Genomic DNA, 16,742 nt, shown 5'->3' with positions numbered 1-16,742 from the left:
GAGCGGGCAACCTTCAGCTAGACTGATGGCATGGAAATCCTCCGACACGTCGTCGTGCTCGTCCACCTCGTCGGCTTCGCCATCCTCTTCGGGGCCTGGGTCGTCGAAGCGGTCAACGGCAAGCACCAGATCACGCGCCTCATGAACTGGGGCCTTGCGATCGCCGGCCTCGCCGGCCTCATCCTCGCCGCCCCGTGGGGCATCGAGGACGACCTGAACTACGCGAAGATCGGCACCAAGCTCGTCATCCTCGTGATCATCGGCGCCCTCCTGGGCATCGGCGCGGGCCGCCAGCGAAAGACCGGCTCCGTTCCGCCGGCGATCTTCTGGTCGATCGGCGTGCTCACCTTCGCCAACGCCGCGATCGCGGTGCTCTGGCGCTGACCACCTGATACACGAAGCGGATGCCGCAGCCCAGGGCCGCGGCATCCGCTTCGGCGCTCCGCCCTGCCGTGCGTTCGGCGGAGTAGGCTGGTTGTTCGTGCCGGGCGACAAGCCCGTGCCCGCGGTGATCCAGTGCAGTGCCGCCTGACGCGTCACCCTGCGCTTCGCGGCCGCCCACCACACCATCCCATCCGGATGCTCCGTACTGCGCATGCCCAGGTGAATATGACCTCCCCCACCACCGCCTCCACCACGGCGGCCCCTGCCAATCCCCGTTCCCGCGTCATCCTCGCGAGCCTCGTCGGCACCACGATCGAGTTCTACGACTTCTACGTCTACGCGACCGCGGCCGTCCTGGTCTTCCCCCTCCTCTTCTTCCCCACCGGCAACGACACCACGTCGCTGCTGCTGTCGTTCAGCGTGTTCGGCGCCGCCATGGTCGCCCGCCCTCTCGGCGCGGTCGTGTTCGGCCACTTCGGCGACCGGTTCGGTCGCAAGGCGACCCTCGTCGCGTCGCTCCTCACCATGGGCATCGCGACCTTCCTGATCGGCTGTCTCCCGACCTTCAACGAGATCGGCGTCTGGGCGGCGGTGCTCCTGCTGATCCTCCGCCTGTTCCAAGGCTTCGCGCTCGGGGGCGAGTGGTCGGGCGCCGCACTGGTCGCGACCGAGAACGCTCCCCAGGGCAAGCGCGCCTGGTACGGCACGTTCCCGCAGCTGGGTGCGCCTCTCGGCTTCATCATCGCGAACTCGGTGTTCCTCGCGATCAACTACCTGCTTCCCCACCCCGAGGGCGCGGGTCAGCGCTCGGCCGAGTTCCTCGCGTGGGGCTGGCGCGTGCCGTTCCTGTTCTCGGCGGTCATGGTGATCATCGGCCTCTGGGTGCGCCTGCGCCTGGTCGAGTCCGAGACGTTCGTCAAGGCGGAGCAGAAGGGCGCGATCCGCAAGTTCCCGCTCGGCACGGTCCTGCGGCACCACTGGTGGCACCTCATCCTGGGCACGTTCATCATGCTGGCGACGTATGTGCTCTTCTACCTGATGACGAACTTCACACTGTCGTACGGCACGAAGGCCGCCGACCTGGAGACCGCCTCCGCGGCCGCGCAGAAGGCGGCGGAGGCCGCAGGGCAGCCGTTCGACGCCACGGCGTTCGCCGCCCAGTTCTACCCGGGCCTCGGCTTCGGCTACACCGATTTCGTGCTGATGCAGATCATCGGCGTGGTGTTCTTCGGCATCTTCACGCTGCTCTCGGGCCCCATCGCCGACGCGATCGGTCGCCGCCGTCTGCTGCTGTGGGTCACCGGCCTGATCATCGTGTTCGGCCTGAGCTTCAACCTGTTCCTGCTGCCCCAGGCCGACCCCAAGTTCACCGGTGCCCTGACGCAGGCGTTCCTCGTGTTCGGCTTCATGCTGATGGGTTCGACGTTCGGGCCGATGGGAGCACTGCTGCCCGAGCTGTTCCCGACCAACGTGCGGTACTCGGGCTCGGCGATCTCGTACAACGTGTCGTCGATCCTCGGTGCCGCGCTCGCGCCGATCGTGGCGGTCGCCCTGTGGGCCGGCGCGGACGGCAGCCCGGTGCTCGTGGGCGTCTACCTCTCGGTGATGTCGGTCCTGACCTTCATCGCGCTGCTGCTCTCCCCCGAGACGAAGGACGTCGACTACAACGCCGACCTGGGCGTCGGAGCGACCGGCTCGCTCTGACCCCCGGTCCACAGGACGACGGCGGCCTCGACCCGGCCGGGTCGAGGCCGCCGGATCGAGTGCGACGGACCCCCTCCGACGCAGTCGGAGGGGGTCCGTCGTGTATCGAGATCATCCGTCGTCTCGGGGTCAGTCGAGGAACAGCGCGCGCAGGCGCTTCGTGGTGAAGACGAGTCCGATCGCGATCATGACGACGTAGTAGAGGATGTGCCACCACATCGCAGGGGTGAGGATGCCCGTCGTGAGCCCGCGCACGAGTTCGACCCCGTGCCAGAGCGGGAAGGCCATGATGATGTGCTGGATCCACTCGGGATAGATGGTAATCGGGTACAGCGTCGCCGAGAAGAGGAACATCGGCAGCAGCACGAAGTTGATCCAGTCCATCTGCTGGAAGGTCTTCATGTAGCTGGTGACAGCCATGCCGAGGCTCGCGAACCCGAAGGCGATCAGCAGCACCGCGGGCAGGGCGAGAACGGTGGTCCACGCGAGGTTGAGCCCGAGGATCTGCATGATGATCATGAAGCCGGTCGCGTACAGCAGGCCGCGCAGCAGTGCATAGAGGATCTCGCCCAGTGCCACGTCGAGGGGTCCGAGCGACGTCGCGAGCATGCCCTCATAGAGCTTGCCGTAGTTGAGCTTGAAGAAGACGTTCCACGTCGAGTCGTAGATCGCGCCGTTCATCGCCGACACCGCGAGAAGCGCGGGGGCGATGAAGGCCGCGTACGGCACCTCGACCCCGCTCGACGTCTGCACGTCGCCGATGAGGGCGCCCAGGCCGATGCCCATCGACGCGAGGTAGAACACCGGCTCGAAGAACCCCGACAGCACGACGGCCCAGCTCGAGGAGCGAGCCGCGATGAGGCCGCGCTGGACGACGGACTGCGGGTTGCCCGCCCAGAGTGCCCGCACGCCGCCGATGCGAACGCCCGAGCCATCGGTCGCGGTCGCGAGCGTCATTCGCCGAGCCTCCTCTGGAACATGCGCCGGGCGAGCAGGTAGCCACCCGCCGACAGCACGAGCAGGTAACCGAGGTGCACGACGATCGCGAACGGATCGATCGGCAGCCCGTAGGTTGCGACGCGGCCGAGCTCGGTCGCGTGCCACAGCGGCGACACCCACCCGATCCACTGCAGCCACAGCGGAAGCGTGTCGAGCGGATAGAAGGTGCCCGAGAACAGGAACATCGGCATGAAGATGAAGCGCTGCACGAGCGCGACCTGTCCCTTGTCGTCGGTGATCGAGGCCGTGTACGCCATGTAGGGGATGCCGAAGGCGAGGCCGCCGAGGAGGCCGATCGGGATCGTGAGCCATCCCGTCTGCGGGTCGGGCACCGCCTGGAACAGCCACAGGAACGCGTAGTACGCGACGACGACGACGACCATGCGCGCCGACGCCCCCGCGACCACCCCGCCGGCGATCTGCCCCGGCGACAGTCCGGTCGCGCTGAAGCCGAAGAAGTACCGGCGCCACTTGAAACCGGCCATGACGGGGTAGGAGAACTCCTCCGATGCCACCGAGATCGCCGCCGTCATCAGCAGCGCCGGCGCGACGAAGACCAGGTACGACACCTCGACGCCGTTCTGCGTGATCGGCGCGTCGATGAGCGCGGCGAGTCCCACCGCCAGACCGAGCAGATAGAGGATCGGCTGCCCGAGCGCACCGACGACGATCGTCCAGCCGTACGCGCGCATCGCGCGCACCATGTGCTCGGCGACGTACCAGGTGCCGAGCGCGCGCGGCCTGCGGCCCCACTGCATCGCCTCGGCGCGCAGCTGGTCGAGAGTCGGCTGGGTGAGCGCTGCTGGCGCCGGCCGGGCGTTCGGCCGGGGCTCTTCGGGGGAAGGCGTCATTCGATCAGCGACCTTCCCGTGAGCCGCAGGAAGACGTCTTCGAGGCTCGAGCGCCGCACGAGGGAGGTCATCGGCGTCAGGCCGCGCTGGGTGACCGTCTCGAGCGCCGCCTCGCCGTCGTCGGCGTACACCAGGATGCGATCGGGCAGCACCTCGACGCGGTCGCCGATGCCCTCGAGCTGCGGAGCGACCTGCTCGTTGCGGTCGGAGCCGAAGCGCACCTCGAGCACCTCGCGGCTGGAATGCTCTCGGATGAGCGTCGCGGGAGTGCCCTCGGCCATGATGCGGCCCTTGTCGACGACGATGAGCCGATCGCACAGCTGCTCGGCCTCGTCCATGTAGTGAGTGGTCAGCACCAGTGTCGTGCCGCGCTCCTTGAGACGGAAGAGACGGTCCCACAGCACGTGGCGGGCCTGCGGGTCGAGGCCGGTCGTCGGCTCGTCGAGCAGCAGGATGCGCGGGTCGTTGATGAGGCCGCGCGCGATCGTCAGGCGGCGCTTCATGCCGCCCGACAGCTGCTCGACCTTGCTCTTCGCCTTGTCTTCGAGCTGGGCGAAGGTCAGCAGCTCATCGGCCTTCTGATGGCAGACCTTGGCCGGCAGCCCGAAGTAGCGTCCGTAGATGTAGAGGTTCTCGCGCGCGTTGAGCTCGCCGTCGAGGTTGTCCTGCTGGGGCACGACACCCAGGCGCGACCGGATCTCGGGACCGTAGCGGTCGGGGTCGAGGCCGAGGATCTCGAGGTCGCCCGACGTGCGCGTCGACACCGCACCGATCATCTTCATCGTCGTGGACTTGCCCGCACCGTTCGGCCCGAGAAGGCCGAAGGACTCTCCCGGCGCAACCTCGAACGACAGGCCGTCGACGGCGAGGAAGTCGGGCTTGCCCTTGACCCTGTAGGCCTTGACGAGGTTTTCAGCGGTGATCACGGGGGCGGGCACCGGACCACCCTAGCGCCGTCGTCCGACACCGCCCGGAACCTCCCGGCCGGCCCTGTGCGTCAACCCGCGTTGACACCTCTCGCCACTGTCAACTATGGTTGACGACGGATGCCGCGGCCGCGGCATCCGTCCACAGACGAGAGGTGCGCGATGAGCGGCGACGAACTGACCACCCTGATGGGGGCGGCCGGCGAGCGCGAGCCGATCGCGGAGCTCCATCGCCTCGCCGAGGTGCGGCGCGAACTCGCCCGCGCCGAGGAGATCCAGGTGCGCAGAGCGCGCAACCTGGGCTTCTCCTGGCAGGCGATCGCCAGCGCCCTCGGCGTGACCAGACAGGCCGTCCACAAGAAGTACGGTCGAAGGTAAGCCCTTCACGAACGAGGTACACCCATGCCCTCCGCCGATCTCGACGAAGCCCCCGCCCCCGCGACGGCACCCTCCCCTGCCCGGCCTCGTCGCGGCCGCTCCCGGCGCGGCAAGCCCGACGAGGGTCCGCGTGCGACCTTCGCCCAGCTGCTTCCGTACCTCTTCGAGCACAAGCGCACGCTCGCGGTCGTCATCGTCCTCAGCATCCTGAGCGCGGGGGCGTCGCTCATCCAGCCGCTCCTGGTCGGACAGGTCATCACGCGCGTGCAGGCGGGGCTCGATCTCGGCCTGCTCATCTGGGCTCTCGTCGCCTTCGTCATCCTCGCGTCGCTCATCTCGGGCTGGCAGCACTACCTCCTCCAGCGCACCGGCACCGCGGTGGTGTACTCGAGCCGGCGGCGGCTGATCGCGCGCATCCTGCACCTGCCGGTCAGCGAGTTCGACGCCCGCCGCACCGGCGACATCGTGTCGCGCGTCGGGAGCGACACGACGCTCCTCTACGCCGCGCTCACCCAGGGCCTCGCCGACTCGGTCGGCAACGCGCTGCTGTTCGCCGGCGCGCTCATCGCGATGGCGATCATCGACCCGCTCCTGCTCGGCATCATCGTGCTCGTGATCGGCATCTCGGTGGCCGGGGTCACAGCGTTGAGCGGCCGCATCCGCTCCGCCTCGACCGAGCAGCAGGAGAAGGTCGGCGCGCTCGCCTCGGGCGTCGAGCGGGCGGTCGGGTCGATCCGAACGGTCCGCGCGTCGGGTGCGACGGCGCGCGAGATCGAGGCCGTGACGGCGCAGGCGACGGATGCCTACGACGTCGGCGTGCGGATCGCGAAGGTGTCGGCGCTCGTGGTCCCGATCGCGGGCGTCGCGCTGCAGGTGTCGCTGCTGGTCGTCATCGGTCTGGGCGGCTTCCGGGTCGCGACCGGCGCCCTCTCGATCGCGAGCCTCGTGACCTTCATCATGTTCCTCTTCATGCTCATCGCGCCGCTCGGCTCGTTCTTCGGCGCGATCACCTCCGTGAGTCAGGCGCTGGGCGCGCTGGGCCGCATCCAGGAGGTGCTCGACCTGCCGACGGAAGACCAGGACGACGCCGCGATCGCCGCCCGCGCCGCCGCCCCTTCACGCTCACCTGTCGCGATCGGTCGGTCCGAGCAGCACATCGTGACAGGTGAGCAGGGGGTCGATGCCGCACCGGTCGAGGCGCCGGCGATCGAGTTCCGCGACGTGCGGTTCCGGTACCCCGAGAACGTCGTCGAGGCTCGCCGGAAGGCCGAGTCCGAGGCCCTCGCCGTGCTCGAGAACGCCCACGTCGACACCTCGACGATCGCCTTCGGCGACGGGTCGGCGCCCGGAGCCGACGGACGGACGGATGCCGCGGCATCGGTCTCCCCCGGCGCCGAGGTGCTGCGGGGGGTGTCGTTCTCGGTCGCGCGCGGGGCGCGCGTCGCGCTGGTGGGCCCGTCGGGGGCAGGCAAGAGCACGACGCTCGCGCTGATCGAGCGCTTCTACGACCCGACGGAGGGCGCGATCCTCCTCGACGGCACCGACGTGCGCACCCTCGACCGCGACGACCTGCGCGCACAGCTGGGCTATGTCGAGCAGGACGCCCCCACCCTGGCCGGCACGATCGGCGACAACCTGCGCCTGGCCTCGCCCACGGCATCCGACTCCGAGTGCGAGGCCGTGCTGCGCGCGGTCAACCTCGGCGAGGTGCTCGACCGCAACCCCCTCGGCCTCGAAGCGCCCGTCGGCGAATCCGGCGTCATGCTGTCGGGCGGCGAACGCCAGCGCCTGGCGATCGCCCGCGCGCTGCTGGCCGCTCCCCCGATCCTGCTCCTCGACGAGTCGACCTCGTCGCTCGACGGGCTCAACGAGCAGCGGATGCGCGAGGCCATCGACGCCGTCGCCGCGGGACGCACGCTCGTCGTGATCGCGCACCGTCTGTCGACCGTCGTCGACAGCGACCACATCGTGGTGATGGACCGCGGCCGCGTCGTCGGCCAGGGCACGCACTCCGAGCTCGTGCAGACGACGCCGCTCTACCGCGACCTCGCCAGGCATCAGCTGCTCGTCTGACCGGACCGCGCCGTCGACGAGATCAGGAGATCTGGCTAGTGCAGGACGTCCGCTGCCGAATCCGCCTGCGTGCGTCAGATCTCCTGATCTGGAAGCCCCGCGGGCCCGCAGGCCCGGATGCCGGATGCCCCGGCCCGCTGCGAAGACGCGGGCCGGGGCATCCGTTTCCCCCGAAGTCGGGGGCCTCGGTGAGTCCGGCTCAGCGGCCGGGCCCGAGGGGTCAGGCGCGCTGGAGGCGGTAGCGCAGGGCGGCGAGCTCGGCCCACAGCGGGGCAGGCACGCGACCCTCGAAGGTGCGGTAGAACTCCTCGGTGAGGTCGGCCTCCTGCAGCCACAGCTGCGGGTCGACGGCGAACAGCTCGTCGAGGTCGGCCTGTGACACCTCGATGCCGTCGAGGTCGAGGTCGGCCGGCTTGGGAAGGCGGCCGATGGGGCTCTCGACGGCGCCCACCTCGCCCTCGATGCGGCGGATGATCCAGTCGATGACGCGCGAGTTGTCGCCGAAACCGGGCCACAGGAACCGGCCGTCGGCGCCCTTGCGGAACCAGTTCACCTGGAACACCCGGGGGGCGCGGTCGAAGCGGAGCTGCTGGCCGACGTTCAGCCAGTGGCCGAAGTAGTCGGCCATGTTGTAGCCGCAGAACGGCAGCATCGCGAACGGGTCGCGGCGCAGCTCGCCGACGGTGCCCTCGGCGGCCGCGGTGCGCTCCGACGAGACGTTGGAGCCCATGAACACGCCGTGGGTCCAGTCGGTGGCCTCCACGACCAGCGGCACGTTGGTGGCACGGCGGCCGCCGAACAGGATCGCGTCCAGGGGCGCGCCCTGCGGGGCGTCCCAGTCCTCGGCGATCTGCGGGCACTGGGACGCGGCGACCGTGAAGCGCGAGTTCGGGTGGGCGGCGGGACGACCGGATGCCGGCGTCCAGGGGTTGCCCTCCCAGTCGGTGAGCTCCGCCGGCGGGGTGTCGGTGAGGCCCTCCCACCACACGTCGCCGTCCGGGCGGAGGGCGACGTTCGTGAAGATCGTGTTGCCCCACAGCGTCTCCACCGCGGTGACGTTGGTGGACTCGCCGGTGCCGGGCGCGACGCCGAAGAAGCCGGCCTCGGGGTTGATCGCCCACAGGCGTCCGTCCTCACCGGGGCGCAGCCAGGCGATGTCGTCGCCGAGCGTCTCGACGCGCCAGCCCGGGATCGTCGGCCGCAGCATCGCGAGGTTCGTCTTTCCGCAGGCCGACGGGAACGCGGCGGCGAGGTGGTAGGCGCGGCCGGCCGGGTCGATGACGCGGATGAGGAGCATGTGCTCGGCGAGCCACCCCTCGTCACGGCCGATCACCGAGGCGATCCGCAGCGCGAAGCACTTCTTCGCGAGGATCGCGTTGCCGCCGTACCCGGAACCGAACGACCACACCTCGAGCGTGTCGGGGAAATGGACGATGTACTTCTCGTCGTTGCACGGCCACGCGACATCCTGCTGACCCGGCTGCAGCGGAGCGCCGACCGAGTGCACCGTCTTCACCCAGGGCGCACCCCCGGCGATCTCACGGAGCACCTCGGTGCCCACACGCGTCATGATGCCGATCGAGGTCACCGCGTACGCGCTGTCGGTGACCTGCACGCCGATGTGCGACAGAGGTCCGCCGACCGGGCCCATCGAGAACGGCACGACGTACATCGTGCGCCCCTTCATCGAGCCCTCGAACAGCGGCCGGATGGTGGCGCGGATCTCGGCGGGGGCGACCCAGTTGTTCGTGGGGCCGGCGTCCTCCTCGTTCTCGGAGGCGATGAACGTGCGCCCCTCGGTGCGCGCCACGTCGCTCGGGTGCGAACGGGCCAGGTACGAGCCGGGACGCCACTCGGGGTTGAGCTTGATGAGCTTGCCCTCTTCGACCTGCTCGCGCAGCAGCGCCTCGTTCTCCGCCCGCGAGCCGTCGACCCAATGGATCCGCGCGGGCTGCGTGAGCGCCGCGATCTCGTCGACCCACTCGCGCAGCGCGACCATGCCCTCGCCCTGAACGGCCGGCAGCACGCCGAACGCCCGGGCTGCGGCAGTGCGTGCGGCGGTGGAGCCTTCGGTTCGGGTGAAGATGTCGGCAAGGGCCATGGTGTCGCTCCTCGTAGATTCGACCGGCTGAGGTGTCTCGATGCAGATTCGTGCTCTTCCTCTACTTTCGAGCGTGAAGCCTGCGTCTTCGCGTGAAACATGGCGTCAAGAGTTGCAATTCTTTCGCTAGCATCAAGGAATGCCCCCTACCCCGCTCGAACTGTCGACCCTGGGCCACCGCATCCGTCATCAGCGCCTGTCGCACGGCTACACGCTGGACGAACTGGGAGCCCTCGTCGGAGTGGCAGGAAGCCAGCTCAGCCTCATCGAGAACGGCAAGCGGGAGCCCAAGCTGTCACTGCTGCAGGCCATCGCCTCGACGACCGGCGTCGATGTCGGCGACCTCCTGTCGGCCGAGCCGCCGAACCGCCGTGCGGCGCTCGAGATCGAGCTCGAGCGGGCGCAGTCGAGCTCCGTCTTCCGCCAGCTGGGCATCTCGCCCGTCAAGGTGTCGAAGGGAATGAGCGACGACACGATCGAGTCGATCCTCGGCCTGCACCGCGAACTGCAGCGCCGCGAGCGCGAGGCGATCGCGACGCCCGAGGAGGCACGGCGCGCGAACACCGAGCTGCGGCTGAAGATGCGCGAGCTCGACAACTACCTGCCCGACATCGAGAAGCTCGCCGAGAAGCAGCTGAAGGCGGCCGGGCACGTGTCGGGGGCGCTGACGCACCGAACCGTCAGCATCATGGCCGAGAAGCTCGGCTTCGAGCTGCTCTACGTCAACGACCTGCCCCATTCCACCCGATCGGTCACCGACCTCGAGCACGGCCGCATCTATCTGCCCCCCGCATCCATCCCCGGCGGTCACGGTCTGCGGTCGATGGCGCTGCAGGCAATGGCGCACCGCCTGCTCGGCCACGAGCGGCCGACGGACTACGCCGACTTCCTTCAGCAGCGGCTCGAGATCAATTACTACGCGGCCTGCTGCCTCATGCCCGAGACCGCGTCGGCGCAGTTCCTGCAACAGGCGAAGAAGGACCGCAATCTCGCCGTCGAGGACTTTCGCGACGCCTTCGGCGTGACGCACGAGGCAGCAGGCATGCGGCTGACGAACCTCGCGACCCACCACCTCGGCATCAAGCTGCACTTCCTGCGGGTCGACGGGTCGGGTGCGATCTCGCGCGTGTACGAGAACGACGACCTGCCGCTGCCGATGGACGTCACCGGCGCGGTGGACGGACAGATCGCATGCCGCAAGTTCTCGGCGCGAGCGGCGTTCTCGGAGCAGAACCGCACGACCGAGCACTACCAGTACACCGACACGCCCGCCGGCACGTATTGGTGCTCGACGCAGACCGGCACGACGGCGGAAGGCGAATTCTCCATCACGGTCGGCGTGCCCTTCGACGACGCGCGCTGGTTCCGCGGGCGCGAGACGCAGAAGCGCGCGACCTCGACCTGTCCCGACGAGTCCTGCTGCCGCCGCGTCGCGTCGGACGTCTCCCAGCGCTGGGCGGGCAAGGCGTGGCCGAGCGCACGGGTGCACATGCAGATGTTCTCGCCGCTGCCCCGCGGAGCATTCCCCGGCGTCGACGACAACGAGGTGTACGACTTCCTCGACCGCCACGCCTGAGGGTCAGGCCGTGATGAAGTCGCGGTAGCGGTCGAGCGCGGCCGCGACCTCCTCGGCTGTCGCCGCGCCCGGCGTGAACAGCTCGGGCACCGGGGCGTCGGCGTGGCGGCCCACGGCGACCGAGTGCGTCCACACCCCGACCGCCTCTCCGCGGGCCACGAGGATGGGCCGGACGATGCCGTTCATGCTCGGGCCGATCGCGCTGAGGAACTCCGGCGCACAGGGCACCGTGCGGTCGACGTACGACAGGTAGTACTCCTCGAAGGGCGGCAGCGCCACGACGTCGGGCGCGGCCGGGCTGCGTCGCGGTGCGGCGCCGGCCACGACGTACTGGGGCTCGGGCTCGTCGGCGACCATGACGAGACGGTCGGATGCCTGCTCCGCCGCGTTGCGCGAGACCCCGAGAGGCAGTCCGGTCCACCAGGCGAAGTCCCGTGCCCCGGCGAGCCCGTGCGAAGCGATGTAGCGGATGAAGAACTCGGCGAGCGGATCGGCCGGGGTCGCGGCATCCGTGATCCACTCGTCGGCGAGCACCCAGTACTGCTCGCGGGTCGGTCCGCCTTCCCGCGGCACCACCGGGCCCTGGCACAGCACGGTCCGCAACGACAGGGCCACCAGCAGGTGGTAGCCGCGCTGGCGGGAGGTCGACACCCCGCCCTGCTCCCAGACCTCGAACATCTCCTTGCGGGTCAGGCGGTTGCCGCCGCCGAGCGCTGCCCGCGCGAGGATCTCGGCGCGGTCGGCCTCGTCGGCGTCGATCCCCTCCGCGCGGTGCACGGCGGCCGCCTGCCGACGCTGCCGCTCGGCGGTGAGCGAGAGCACCCACGCCACGTCGGCGGACGGAATCGTGTGGATCGTCCCGCGCATGGTCCACGTGCGCACGATCTCTCCGCGACCATAGGCGGCGTCGACGTCGCGCACCGTCGTGCGACCGCGCGTGCGCGCGGCGAGCGCCCACCGGCCGCCCCAGAACTCCTGGCTCTGCGTCGCGAGCATGTGCCGCGCCGCTTCGGCGACGGTCGCCGCCGGGGCGCTCAGCCGGTGGGACCGGAGCCGCTCGTGGCGCACGGCAGCCGCCGCTGTCAGCCGCGCGCTCTTGCGAGGAGAAGCGTCCATGCGACCATCATGGGGCGGGCCCCCGACGCCGACCCGCCGGTCGCTCACGGGTCGCCGGCGTGCGGCCGATCACCGACGACGGTCCCTAGGCTGGGGCCATGAGGGTTCATGCGGACAATCCGCGACTCTGCCCGACCTGCGGAGACCCGCTGCGGTTCGAGATCCTCGACGACGAGCGATTCCTCGTCGCCTGGTCGTGCCTGACGTGCGGCCTGATCCGCACGACCGAGCCGGCGTAGCATCCGCCGCGCACACAGCGGTCACCGCCCGCAGCGAGTTGTGCGGGCGGGTGACCGCACGTCGATCAGAACTCGACGCCGCAGGCGGCGTAGCTGCCGAAGATCTGTGCGCCGTACGCTTCGAACGCGTGATCGATGCCCTTGCCGTTGGCGGCGAGCTCGAGGTTCGGGTTGTGCGCGGCGATGACACCTCCCTGACCCACGGCTCCCTTCACTTTGACCGTGAACGACGAGGGAGCCCCCGTCGCCGCGTATGCCGCCTTGATGCAGTCGGCCTGCTCCTGCGTGATGAAGCCGGCGTCGGCGTCACCCTGGACCGCATCCGCCACGACGAGCGTGAACCACGCCTGCGAATTGGCTCCCGCCTGAGCGTCGCCCTGATCGGAGCGGCTGGGGTTGAAACACTCGTGCGCGTAGGCGGCAGCCCCTGTCCCCAGGGCCAGGGCTGCGGCGAGTGCGAGACCGGCACCTGTATTTCTGAGCGCTCTCGAGAACATCATCGTCCTTCCGGTCGGCTTTTGCGTGCATCGTACTGCCGCCCGTGGAGGAAAACGAGAGCGGTCGTCGCCGTCGCGCAGCCGCTGCGCCGCTCGCTCGGGGCTTACGTGCGGGCCTGATCCGCACGACCCGGCCGGGGAGGCATCCGCTCTATAAACCTTCGCGAAGGAGCACGCCAGACCCTCGTGCCGGGGAGCGCGGTTCTCTAGCGTAGACGCATGGCGCGCGACGAACCTCGGCTCGAGGACCTGTACACCGGCCCCATCGACCTGGCCGGGCGGGAGACGGCCGAGGGCCAGGAGCCCGACTCCGAGACGCCGGAGATCAGCTACGACGAGCAGCGCTACCCGGCGCGGCCGCGGCGGCTGCGCCCGCGCGACCATCTCCGCGGCAGCAGCGTGCGTCGCATCAGGACGGATCCGCGCACCGCGAACGGCACGAACCCCTCCTATGTCGAGTGGCTCGTGCGGCAGTCGATGCTCCGGGACGGCGACGTGCTGGCGCGCCAGCTGTCGGGGCAGCCCTCGATGTGGCGCCATGCCTACGCGCGCCCTGATGCCCGGCGGGCCATCGCGACGAGCGACGTGTGGTTCACCGCCTATCCGATCTCGCTCATCACGCGACCGGGCCAGTCGTTCCTGGCGGCTCTCGGCGACGAGGAGCTGTGGTCGGCGTTCGAGCAGATCGGGATCACCGCCGTCCACACCGGCCCCGTGAAACGGGCGGGCGGCATCGCCGGATGGCTCGACACCCCCAGCGTGGACGGGCACTTCGACCGGATCAGCACGCAGATCGATCCCGCCTTCGGCACCGAGGACGAGTTCCGCGCCCTGTGCGACGTCGCCGACGGCTACGGCGGCAGCATCATCGACGACATCGTGCCCGGGCACACCGGGAAGGGTGCAGATTTCCGCCTCGCCGAGATGGGGTTCAAGGACTACCCGGGGCTGTACCACATGATCGAGATCCCGCCGGAGGACTGGTCGCTGCTTCCCGAGGTGCCCGAGGGCGTCGACAGCGTGAACCTCGACCCCGGGACCGAGCACGAGCTCGCCCAGCACGGGTACATCATCGGAGCCCTCCAGCGCGTCATCTTCTACACCCCCGGGGTGAAGGAGACGAACTGGAGCGCGACCGCGCCCGTGATCGGCCCCGACGGCGTCACGCGCCGCTGGGTCTACCTCCACTACTTCAAGCAGGGGCAGCCTTCGATCAACTGGCTCGATCCGACCTTCGCGGGCATGCGCCTCGTCATCGGCGACGCCCTGCACTCGCTCGGCGAGCTGGGCACCAGCGCGCTGCGCCTGGACGCGAACGGGTTCCTCGGCGTGGAGAAGAGCGCCGAGGGCCTTCCGGCGTGGTCGGAGGGGCATCCGCTCTCCCATGCGGCGAACCACATCATCGCCGGAATGGTGCGCAAGGTCGGCGGCTTCACCTTCCAGGAGCTCAACCTCACGATCGAGGACATCCGCGACACGGGAGCCGTCGGAGCGGACCTCTCCTACGACTTCATCGGTCGCCCCGGCTACCATCACGCCCTCGCGACCGGGCAGACCGAGTTCCTCCGCCTCGCGCTCACGACCTCGCTGCAGCTCGGCGTGCAGCCGGTGCAGCTCGTCCACGGGCTGCAGAACCACGACGAGCTGACGTACGAGCTCGTGCACTGGGCCACCCGGCACGGCGACGACACGTTCGCCTTCCGCGGGCGTGAGATCTCGGGCGGGCAGCTCGCCGAGGAGGTGCGCGCCGACCTCACCGAGAGCCTCACGGGCACCGCCGACTACAACCGCGTCTTCACGCAGAACGGCATCGCCTGCACGACGACCTCGCTCATCGCGGCGACGCGGGGAGTCGCCCGGCTGGACGACATCACGGAGGAGGACATCCCGGCCATCCGCGATGCGCACCTGCTGCTCTGCGCCTACAACGCATGGCAGCCCGGGGTCTTCGCGCTCTCCGGCTGGGATCTGACCGGCATGCTCACCGTCCCGGCTGGAGAGGTCGCCGACCTCATCGCCGCGGGCGACACCCGGTGGATCGAGCGCGGAGCTCACGACCTGCTCGACGTCGACCAGACCGCGACCCGCTCCGCGGCGGGCATGCCGCGCGGGCGCGCGCTCTACGGCGCCCTCCCGGCGCAGCTGGCCGATCCGGCATCGTTCGCATCGCGCCTCGCCGAGATCCTCGCCTTGCGGCGGGAACACGGGATCGCCACGGCATCGCAGGTCGACATCCCGGAAGTCGCGCACGCCGGGATGCTGGTGCTCGTACACCGCCTCGACGACGGCGACGCCCGTGCCGAGGCGCCGATGCAGGTGACCGTGCTGAACTTCTCGGCCGAGCCGACCGACGGCACGGTGCGCTCGGAACAGCTCGTGCCGGGGAGTTCGGTGGTCGACGCGGCGTCGGGCGACGAGGTCGGGCGGGTGGACGATCTGCGGAGCTTCTCGGTCTCGCTGCCGGCCTACGGCGCACTGTTCCTCCTGCTCGAGCCTGCGGCCGACGCCGAAGTGTGAGCCGGGCGAGCCCGGGGAGGCAGGGCCGCCGCGAGGTCAGGTGAGCGCGGCGTCGATCCCTGCGAGCGGCACGGGCAGCCAATCCGGGCGGTTGCGCGCCTCGTAGGTCGCCTCGTAGACCGCCTTGTCGAGAACCAGCGCCTTCAACAGCACGGGATCCAGCTCGACGGATCCCGGGGCGCCCGCGTACGCGTCGAGGAACGCGACCTGACACACGGCCGCCCAGCCCTTCGCATCGGGCCCGCCGGCGACGGCGCTCGCATAGTCGAAGGATCGCAGCATCCCGGCGACATCCCGCGGAGGGAGGTCGGGGATCGCGCGCTCCTCCATCGGGCGGAGGGGCTCGCCTTCGAAGTCGACGATGCGCCACCCGCCCTGGGGTATCGCGAGGACCTGACCGAGATGCAGGTCGCCGTGGATGCGCTGAAGTCGCGGCCACGGGCGCTCGAGCGCGGCACGGTAGACCGCTTCGATCGCGGCGAGCCGCTCGGCGACGGCGGGCACCTCGGCGGCGGCGATCGTGAGACGGCGCCGCCAGGCCGTTCCGGTGGACGCCACCTGGTCGGCTCCGGCATCCGTCGTACCCAGCGCCGCGCCAAGGGCGCCGTGCACTCCGGCGACGGCCGTTCCCAGATCGCGCGCGGCCGCGGTGAAGTCGCGGCCCTCCCCCGCGGCCTCGAGCGCGACCGCCCACCCGTCTCGCACTCCGGGGAGGAACTCCTGCGCGAAACCGAGCGTCCCGTGCGCGACACCGGACGCCCGGCCGACGTCCGGCCACTCGCCATCGAGACTGCCCAAGAACCGCGGCACATACGGCGAACCGGCGTCGCTCAGCACCCGCTGCACGGTGACGTCGGGATTCTCGCCGTGATGAAGGGTGCGGAACAGCTTGAGGATGATGGTCGGCCGCCCGTCCTCGTCGAACACGATGGACGTGTTCGACTGCTCCGCCGTGAGCACCCGCGACCCCGTCACCCGGGTGACATCGACACCCATCTCGGCGAGCAGTCCCACGGCGAACTCCGGATGCCGCGTCGCATCGATGAGAGGGCCGGCCTCGGAATGACCGACCAGGGTGTTCGGGTCGACCGGCTCTGCCGCGAGTGCGAGGGGCACGTGGTACAGCGCGGGCAGCGCGCCCGCGTCATCCATGATCAGATAGCGCGTGGCCCCCGGGACCGGTCGGGCGTCGAGGATCCTGAATCGGTGCTCGTGGCCCTTGCCTGCATACCACCGCTGTCGCGCCACCCAGGCGCCGAGCTCTTCCGTGAATCCCACACTTCACCTTGACGGGTGCGCGCCCCCGAAGAAAGGGGTGGACGGGCGCACCTGAGGGGCGTATTGCCTGCGACCGATGAGCGCGGTCGGTCGCCGCTCGACG

14 protein-coding genes are annotated in these 16,742 nt (G+C 70.0%); 7 read left to right on the top strand and 7 right to left on the bottom strand.

Going from position 1 to position 16,742, the window contains the following annotated elements; genetic code table 11:
- The first annotated feature begins 30 nt into the window (after positions 1–30).
- Positions 31–384, top strand: a complete 354-nt coding sequence (locus ACN9MP_RS04925; RefSeq protein WP_426324201.1) for a Fe-S protein — start codon at positions 31–33, stop codon at positions 382–384.
- Positions 385–609: 225 nt separating this feature from the next.
- A complete protein-coding gene (locus ACN9MP_RS04920; protein ID WP_426326207.1) occupies positions 610–2,088 on the top strand; it encodes an MFS transporter in 1,479 nt (492 codons plus the stop codon).
- A 129-nt stretch (positions 2,089–2,217) separates the two neighbouring features.
- Here ACN9MP_RS04920 and ACN9MP_RS04915 read toward each other — a convergent pair whose 3' ends face one another.
- From ACN9MP_RS04915 to ACN9MP_RS04905, 3 genes are read right to left on the bottom strand one after another with little or no spacing between them, the layout of a single operon-like run.
- Positions 2,218–3,045 (bottom strand): ABC transporter permease, encoded by an 828-nt coding sequence (locus tag ACN9MP_RS04915; RefSeq protein ID WP_426324200.1) that lies wholly within the window; start codon positions 3,043–3,045, stop codon positions 2,218–2,220.
- The gene (locus tag ACN9MP_RS04910; RefSeq protein WP_426324199.1) at positions 3,042–3,938 is read right to left on the bottom strand and encodes an ABC transporter permease; all 897 of its coding nucleotides are present in this window, start codon (positions 3,936–3,938) and stop codon (positions 3,042–3,044) included. The genes ACN9MP_RS04915 and ACN9MP_RS04910 overlap by 4 nt, the downstream gene beginning before the upstream one ends.
- Positions 3,935–4,876, bottom strand: a complete 942-nt coding sequence (locus tag ACN9MP_RS04905; protein WP_426324198.1) for an ABC transporter ATP-binding protein — start codon at positions 4,874–4,876, stop codon at positions 3,935–3,937. The genes ACN9MP_RS04910 and ACN9MP_RS04905 overlap by 4 nt, the downstream gene beginning before the upstream one ends.
- A gap of 150 nt (positions 4,877–5,026) precedes the next feature.
- Between ACN9MP_RS04905 and ACN9MP_RS04900 the strand changes: the two genes are divergently transcribed.
- Positions 5,027–5,242, top strand: coding sequence for an AsnC family protein (locus ACN9MP_RS04900; RefSeq protein ID WP_426324197.1), 216 nt, complete (start codon positions 5,027–5,029; stop codon positions 5,240–5,242).
- Between the two features lie 24 nt (positions 5,243–5,266).
- Complete coding sequence (locus ACN9MP_RS04895) at positions 5,267–7,315, top strand: ABC transporter ATP-binding protein (protein WP_426324196.1); 2,049 nt, start codon at positions 5,267–5,269, stop codon at positions 7,313–7,315.
- A gap of 220 nt (positions 7,316–7,535) precedes the next feature.
- On the opposite strand, the gene ACN9MP_RS04890 is transcribed toward ACN9MP_RS04895, so the two are convergent.
- Positions 7,536–9,416, bottom strand: coding sequence for a phosphoenolpyruvate carboxykinase (GTP) (locus ACN9MP_RS04890; RefSeq protein ID WP_426324195.1), 1,881 nt, complete (start codon positions 9,414–9,416; stop codon positions 7,536–7,538).
- A 139-nt stretch (positions 9,417–9,555) separates the two neighbouring features.
- Here ACN9MP_RS04890 and ACN9MP_RS04885 point away from each other — a divergent pair, with 139 nt between their 5' ends.
- Positions 9,556–10,992, top strand: coding sequence for a helix-turn-helix domain-containing protein (locus ACN9MP_RS04885; protein ID WP_426324194.1), 1,437 nt, complete (start codon positions 9,556–9,558; stop codon positions 10,990–10,992).
- 3 nt (positions 10,993–10,995) lie between these two features.
- Here ACN9MP_RS04885 and ACN9MP_RS04880 read toward each other — a convergent pair whose 3' ends face one another.
- Positions 10,996–12,108: a winged helix DNA-binding domain-containing protein gene (locus ACN9MP_RS04880; RefSeq protein WP_426324193.1), complete on the bottom strand. Its 1,113-nt coding sequence runs from the start codon at positions 12,106–12,108 to the stop codon at positions 10,996–10,998.
- A 98-nt stretch (positions 12,109–12,206) separates the two neighbouring features.
- On the opposite strand from ACN9MP_RS04880, the gene ACN9MP_RS04875 reads away from it, so the two are divergent.
- Positions 12,207–12,347, top strand: coding sequence for a hypothetical protein (locus ACN9MP_RS04875; RefSeq protein ID WP_426324192.1), 141 nt, complete (start codon positions 12,207–12,209; stop codon positions 12,345–12,347).
- A 65-nt stretch (positions 12,348–12,412) separates the two neighbouring features.
- Here the strand turns inward: ACN9MP_RS04875 and ACN9MP_RS04870 are convergent, their stop codons facing one another.
- Positions 12,413–12,847, bottom strand: coding sequence for a hypothetical protein (locus tag ACN9MP_RS04870; RefSeq protein WP_426324191.1), 435 nt, complete (start codon positions 12,845–12,847; stop codon positions 12,413–12,415).
- Positions 12,848–13,063: 216 nt separating this feature from the next.
- Between ACN9MP_RS04870 and treS the strand changes: the two genes are divergently transcribed.
- A complete protein-coding gene (gene treS, locus ACN9MP_RS04865; protein WP_426324190.1) occupies positions 13,064–15,361 on the top strand; it encodes a maltose alpha-D-glucosyltransferase in 2,298 nt (765 codons plus the stop codon).
- A gap of 36 nt (positions 15,362–15,397) precedes the next feature.
- Here the strand turns inward: treS and ACN9MP_RS04860 are convergent, their stop codons facing one another.
- A complete protein-coding gene (locus ACN9MP_RS04860) occupies positions 15,398–16,639 on the bottom strand; it encodes a maltokinase N-terminal cap-like domain-containing protein (protein WP_426324189.1) in 1,242 nt (413 codons plus the stop codon).
- Positions 16,640–16,742: the final 103 nt, after the last annotated feature.

The organism is Microbacterium sp. E-13, assembly GCF_049912955.1.
GTDB lineage: Bacteria > Actinomycetota > Actinomycetes > Actinomycetales > Microbacteriaceae > Microbacterium.
Note: the sequence above shows the minus strand (reverse complement) of the source record. Positions and strands in the feature narration are given on the sequence as shown.

Bases quoted from the DNA above. Each gene is read 5' to 3' on its own strand.
- ACN9MP_RS04900 (WP_426324197.1), top strand. From the start codon at position 5,027: ATGAGCGGCGACGAACTGACCACCCTGATGGGGGCGGCCGGCGAGCGC.
- treS (WP_426324190.1), top strand. From the start codon at position 13,064: ATGGCGCGCGACGAACCTCGGCTCGAGGACCTGTACACCGGCCCCATC.
- ACN9MP_RS04875 (WP_426324192.1), top strand. From the start codon at position 12,207: ATGAGGGTTCATGCGGACAATCCGCGACTCTGCCCGACCTGCGGAGAC.
- ACN9MP_RS04880 (WP_426324193.1), bottom strand. From the start codon at position 12,108: ATGGACGCTTCTCCTCGCAAGAGCGCGCGGCTGACAGCGGCGGCTGCC.
- ACN9MP_RS04915 (WP_426324200.1), bottom strand. From the start codon at position 3,045: ATGACGCTCGCGACCGCGACCGATGGCTCGGGCGTTCGCATCGGCGGC.
- ACN9MP_RS04895 (WP_426324196.1), top strand. From the start codon at position 5,267: ATGCCCTCCGCCGATCTCGACGAAGCCCCCGCCCCCGCGACGGCACCC.
- ACN9MP_RS04920 (WP_426326207.1), top strand. From the start codon at position 610: ATGACCTCCCCCACCACCGCCTCCACCACGGCGGCCCCTGCCAATCCC.
- ACN9MP_RS04870 (WP_426324191.1), bottom strand. From the start codon at position 12,847: ATGATGTTCTCGAGAGCGCTCAGAAATACAGGTGCCGGTCTCGCACTC.
- ACN9MP_RS04910 (WP_426324199.1), bottom strand. From the start codon at position 3,938: ATGACGCCTTCCCCCGAAGAGCCCCGGCCGAACGCCCGGCCGGCGCCA.
- ACN9MP_RS04890 (WP_426324195.1), bottom strand. From the start codon at position 9,416: ATGGCCCTTGCCGACATCTTCACCCGAACCGAAGGCTCCACCGCCGCA.
- ACN9MP_RS04925 (WP_426324201.1), top strand. From the start codon at position 31: ATGGAAATCCTCCGACACGTCGTCGTGCTCGTCCACCTCGTCGGCTTC.
- ACN9MP_RS04885 (WP_426324194.1), top strand. From the start codon at position 9,556: ATGCCCCCTACCCCGCTCGAACTGTCGACCCTGGGCCACCGCATCCGT.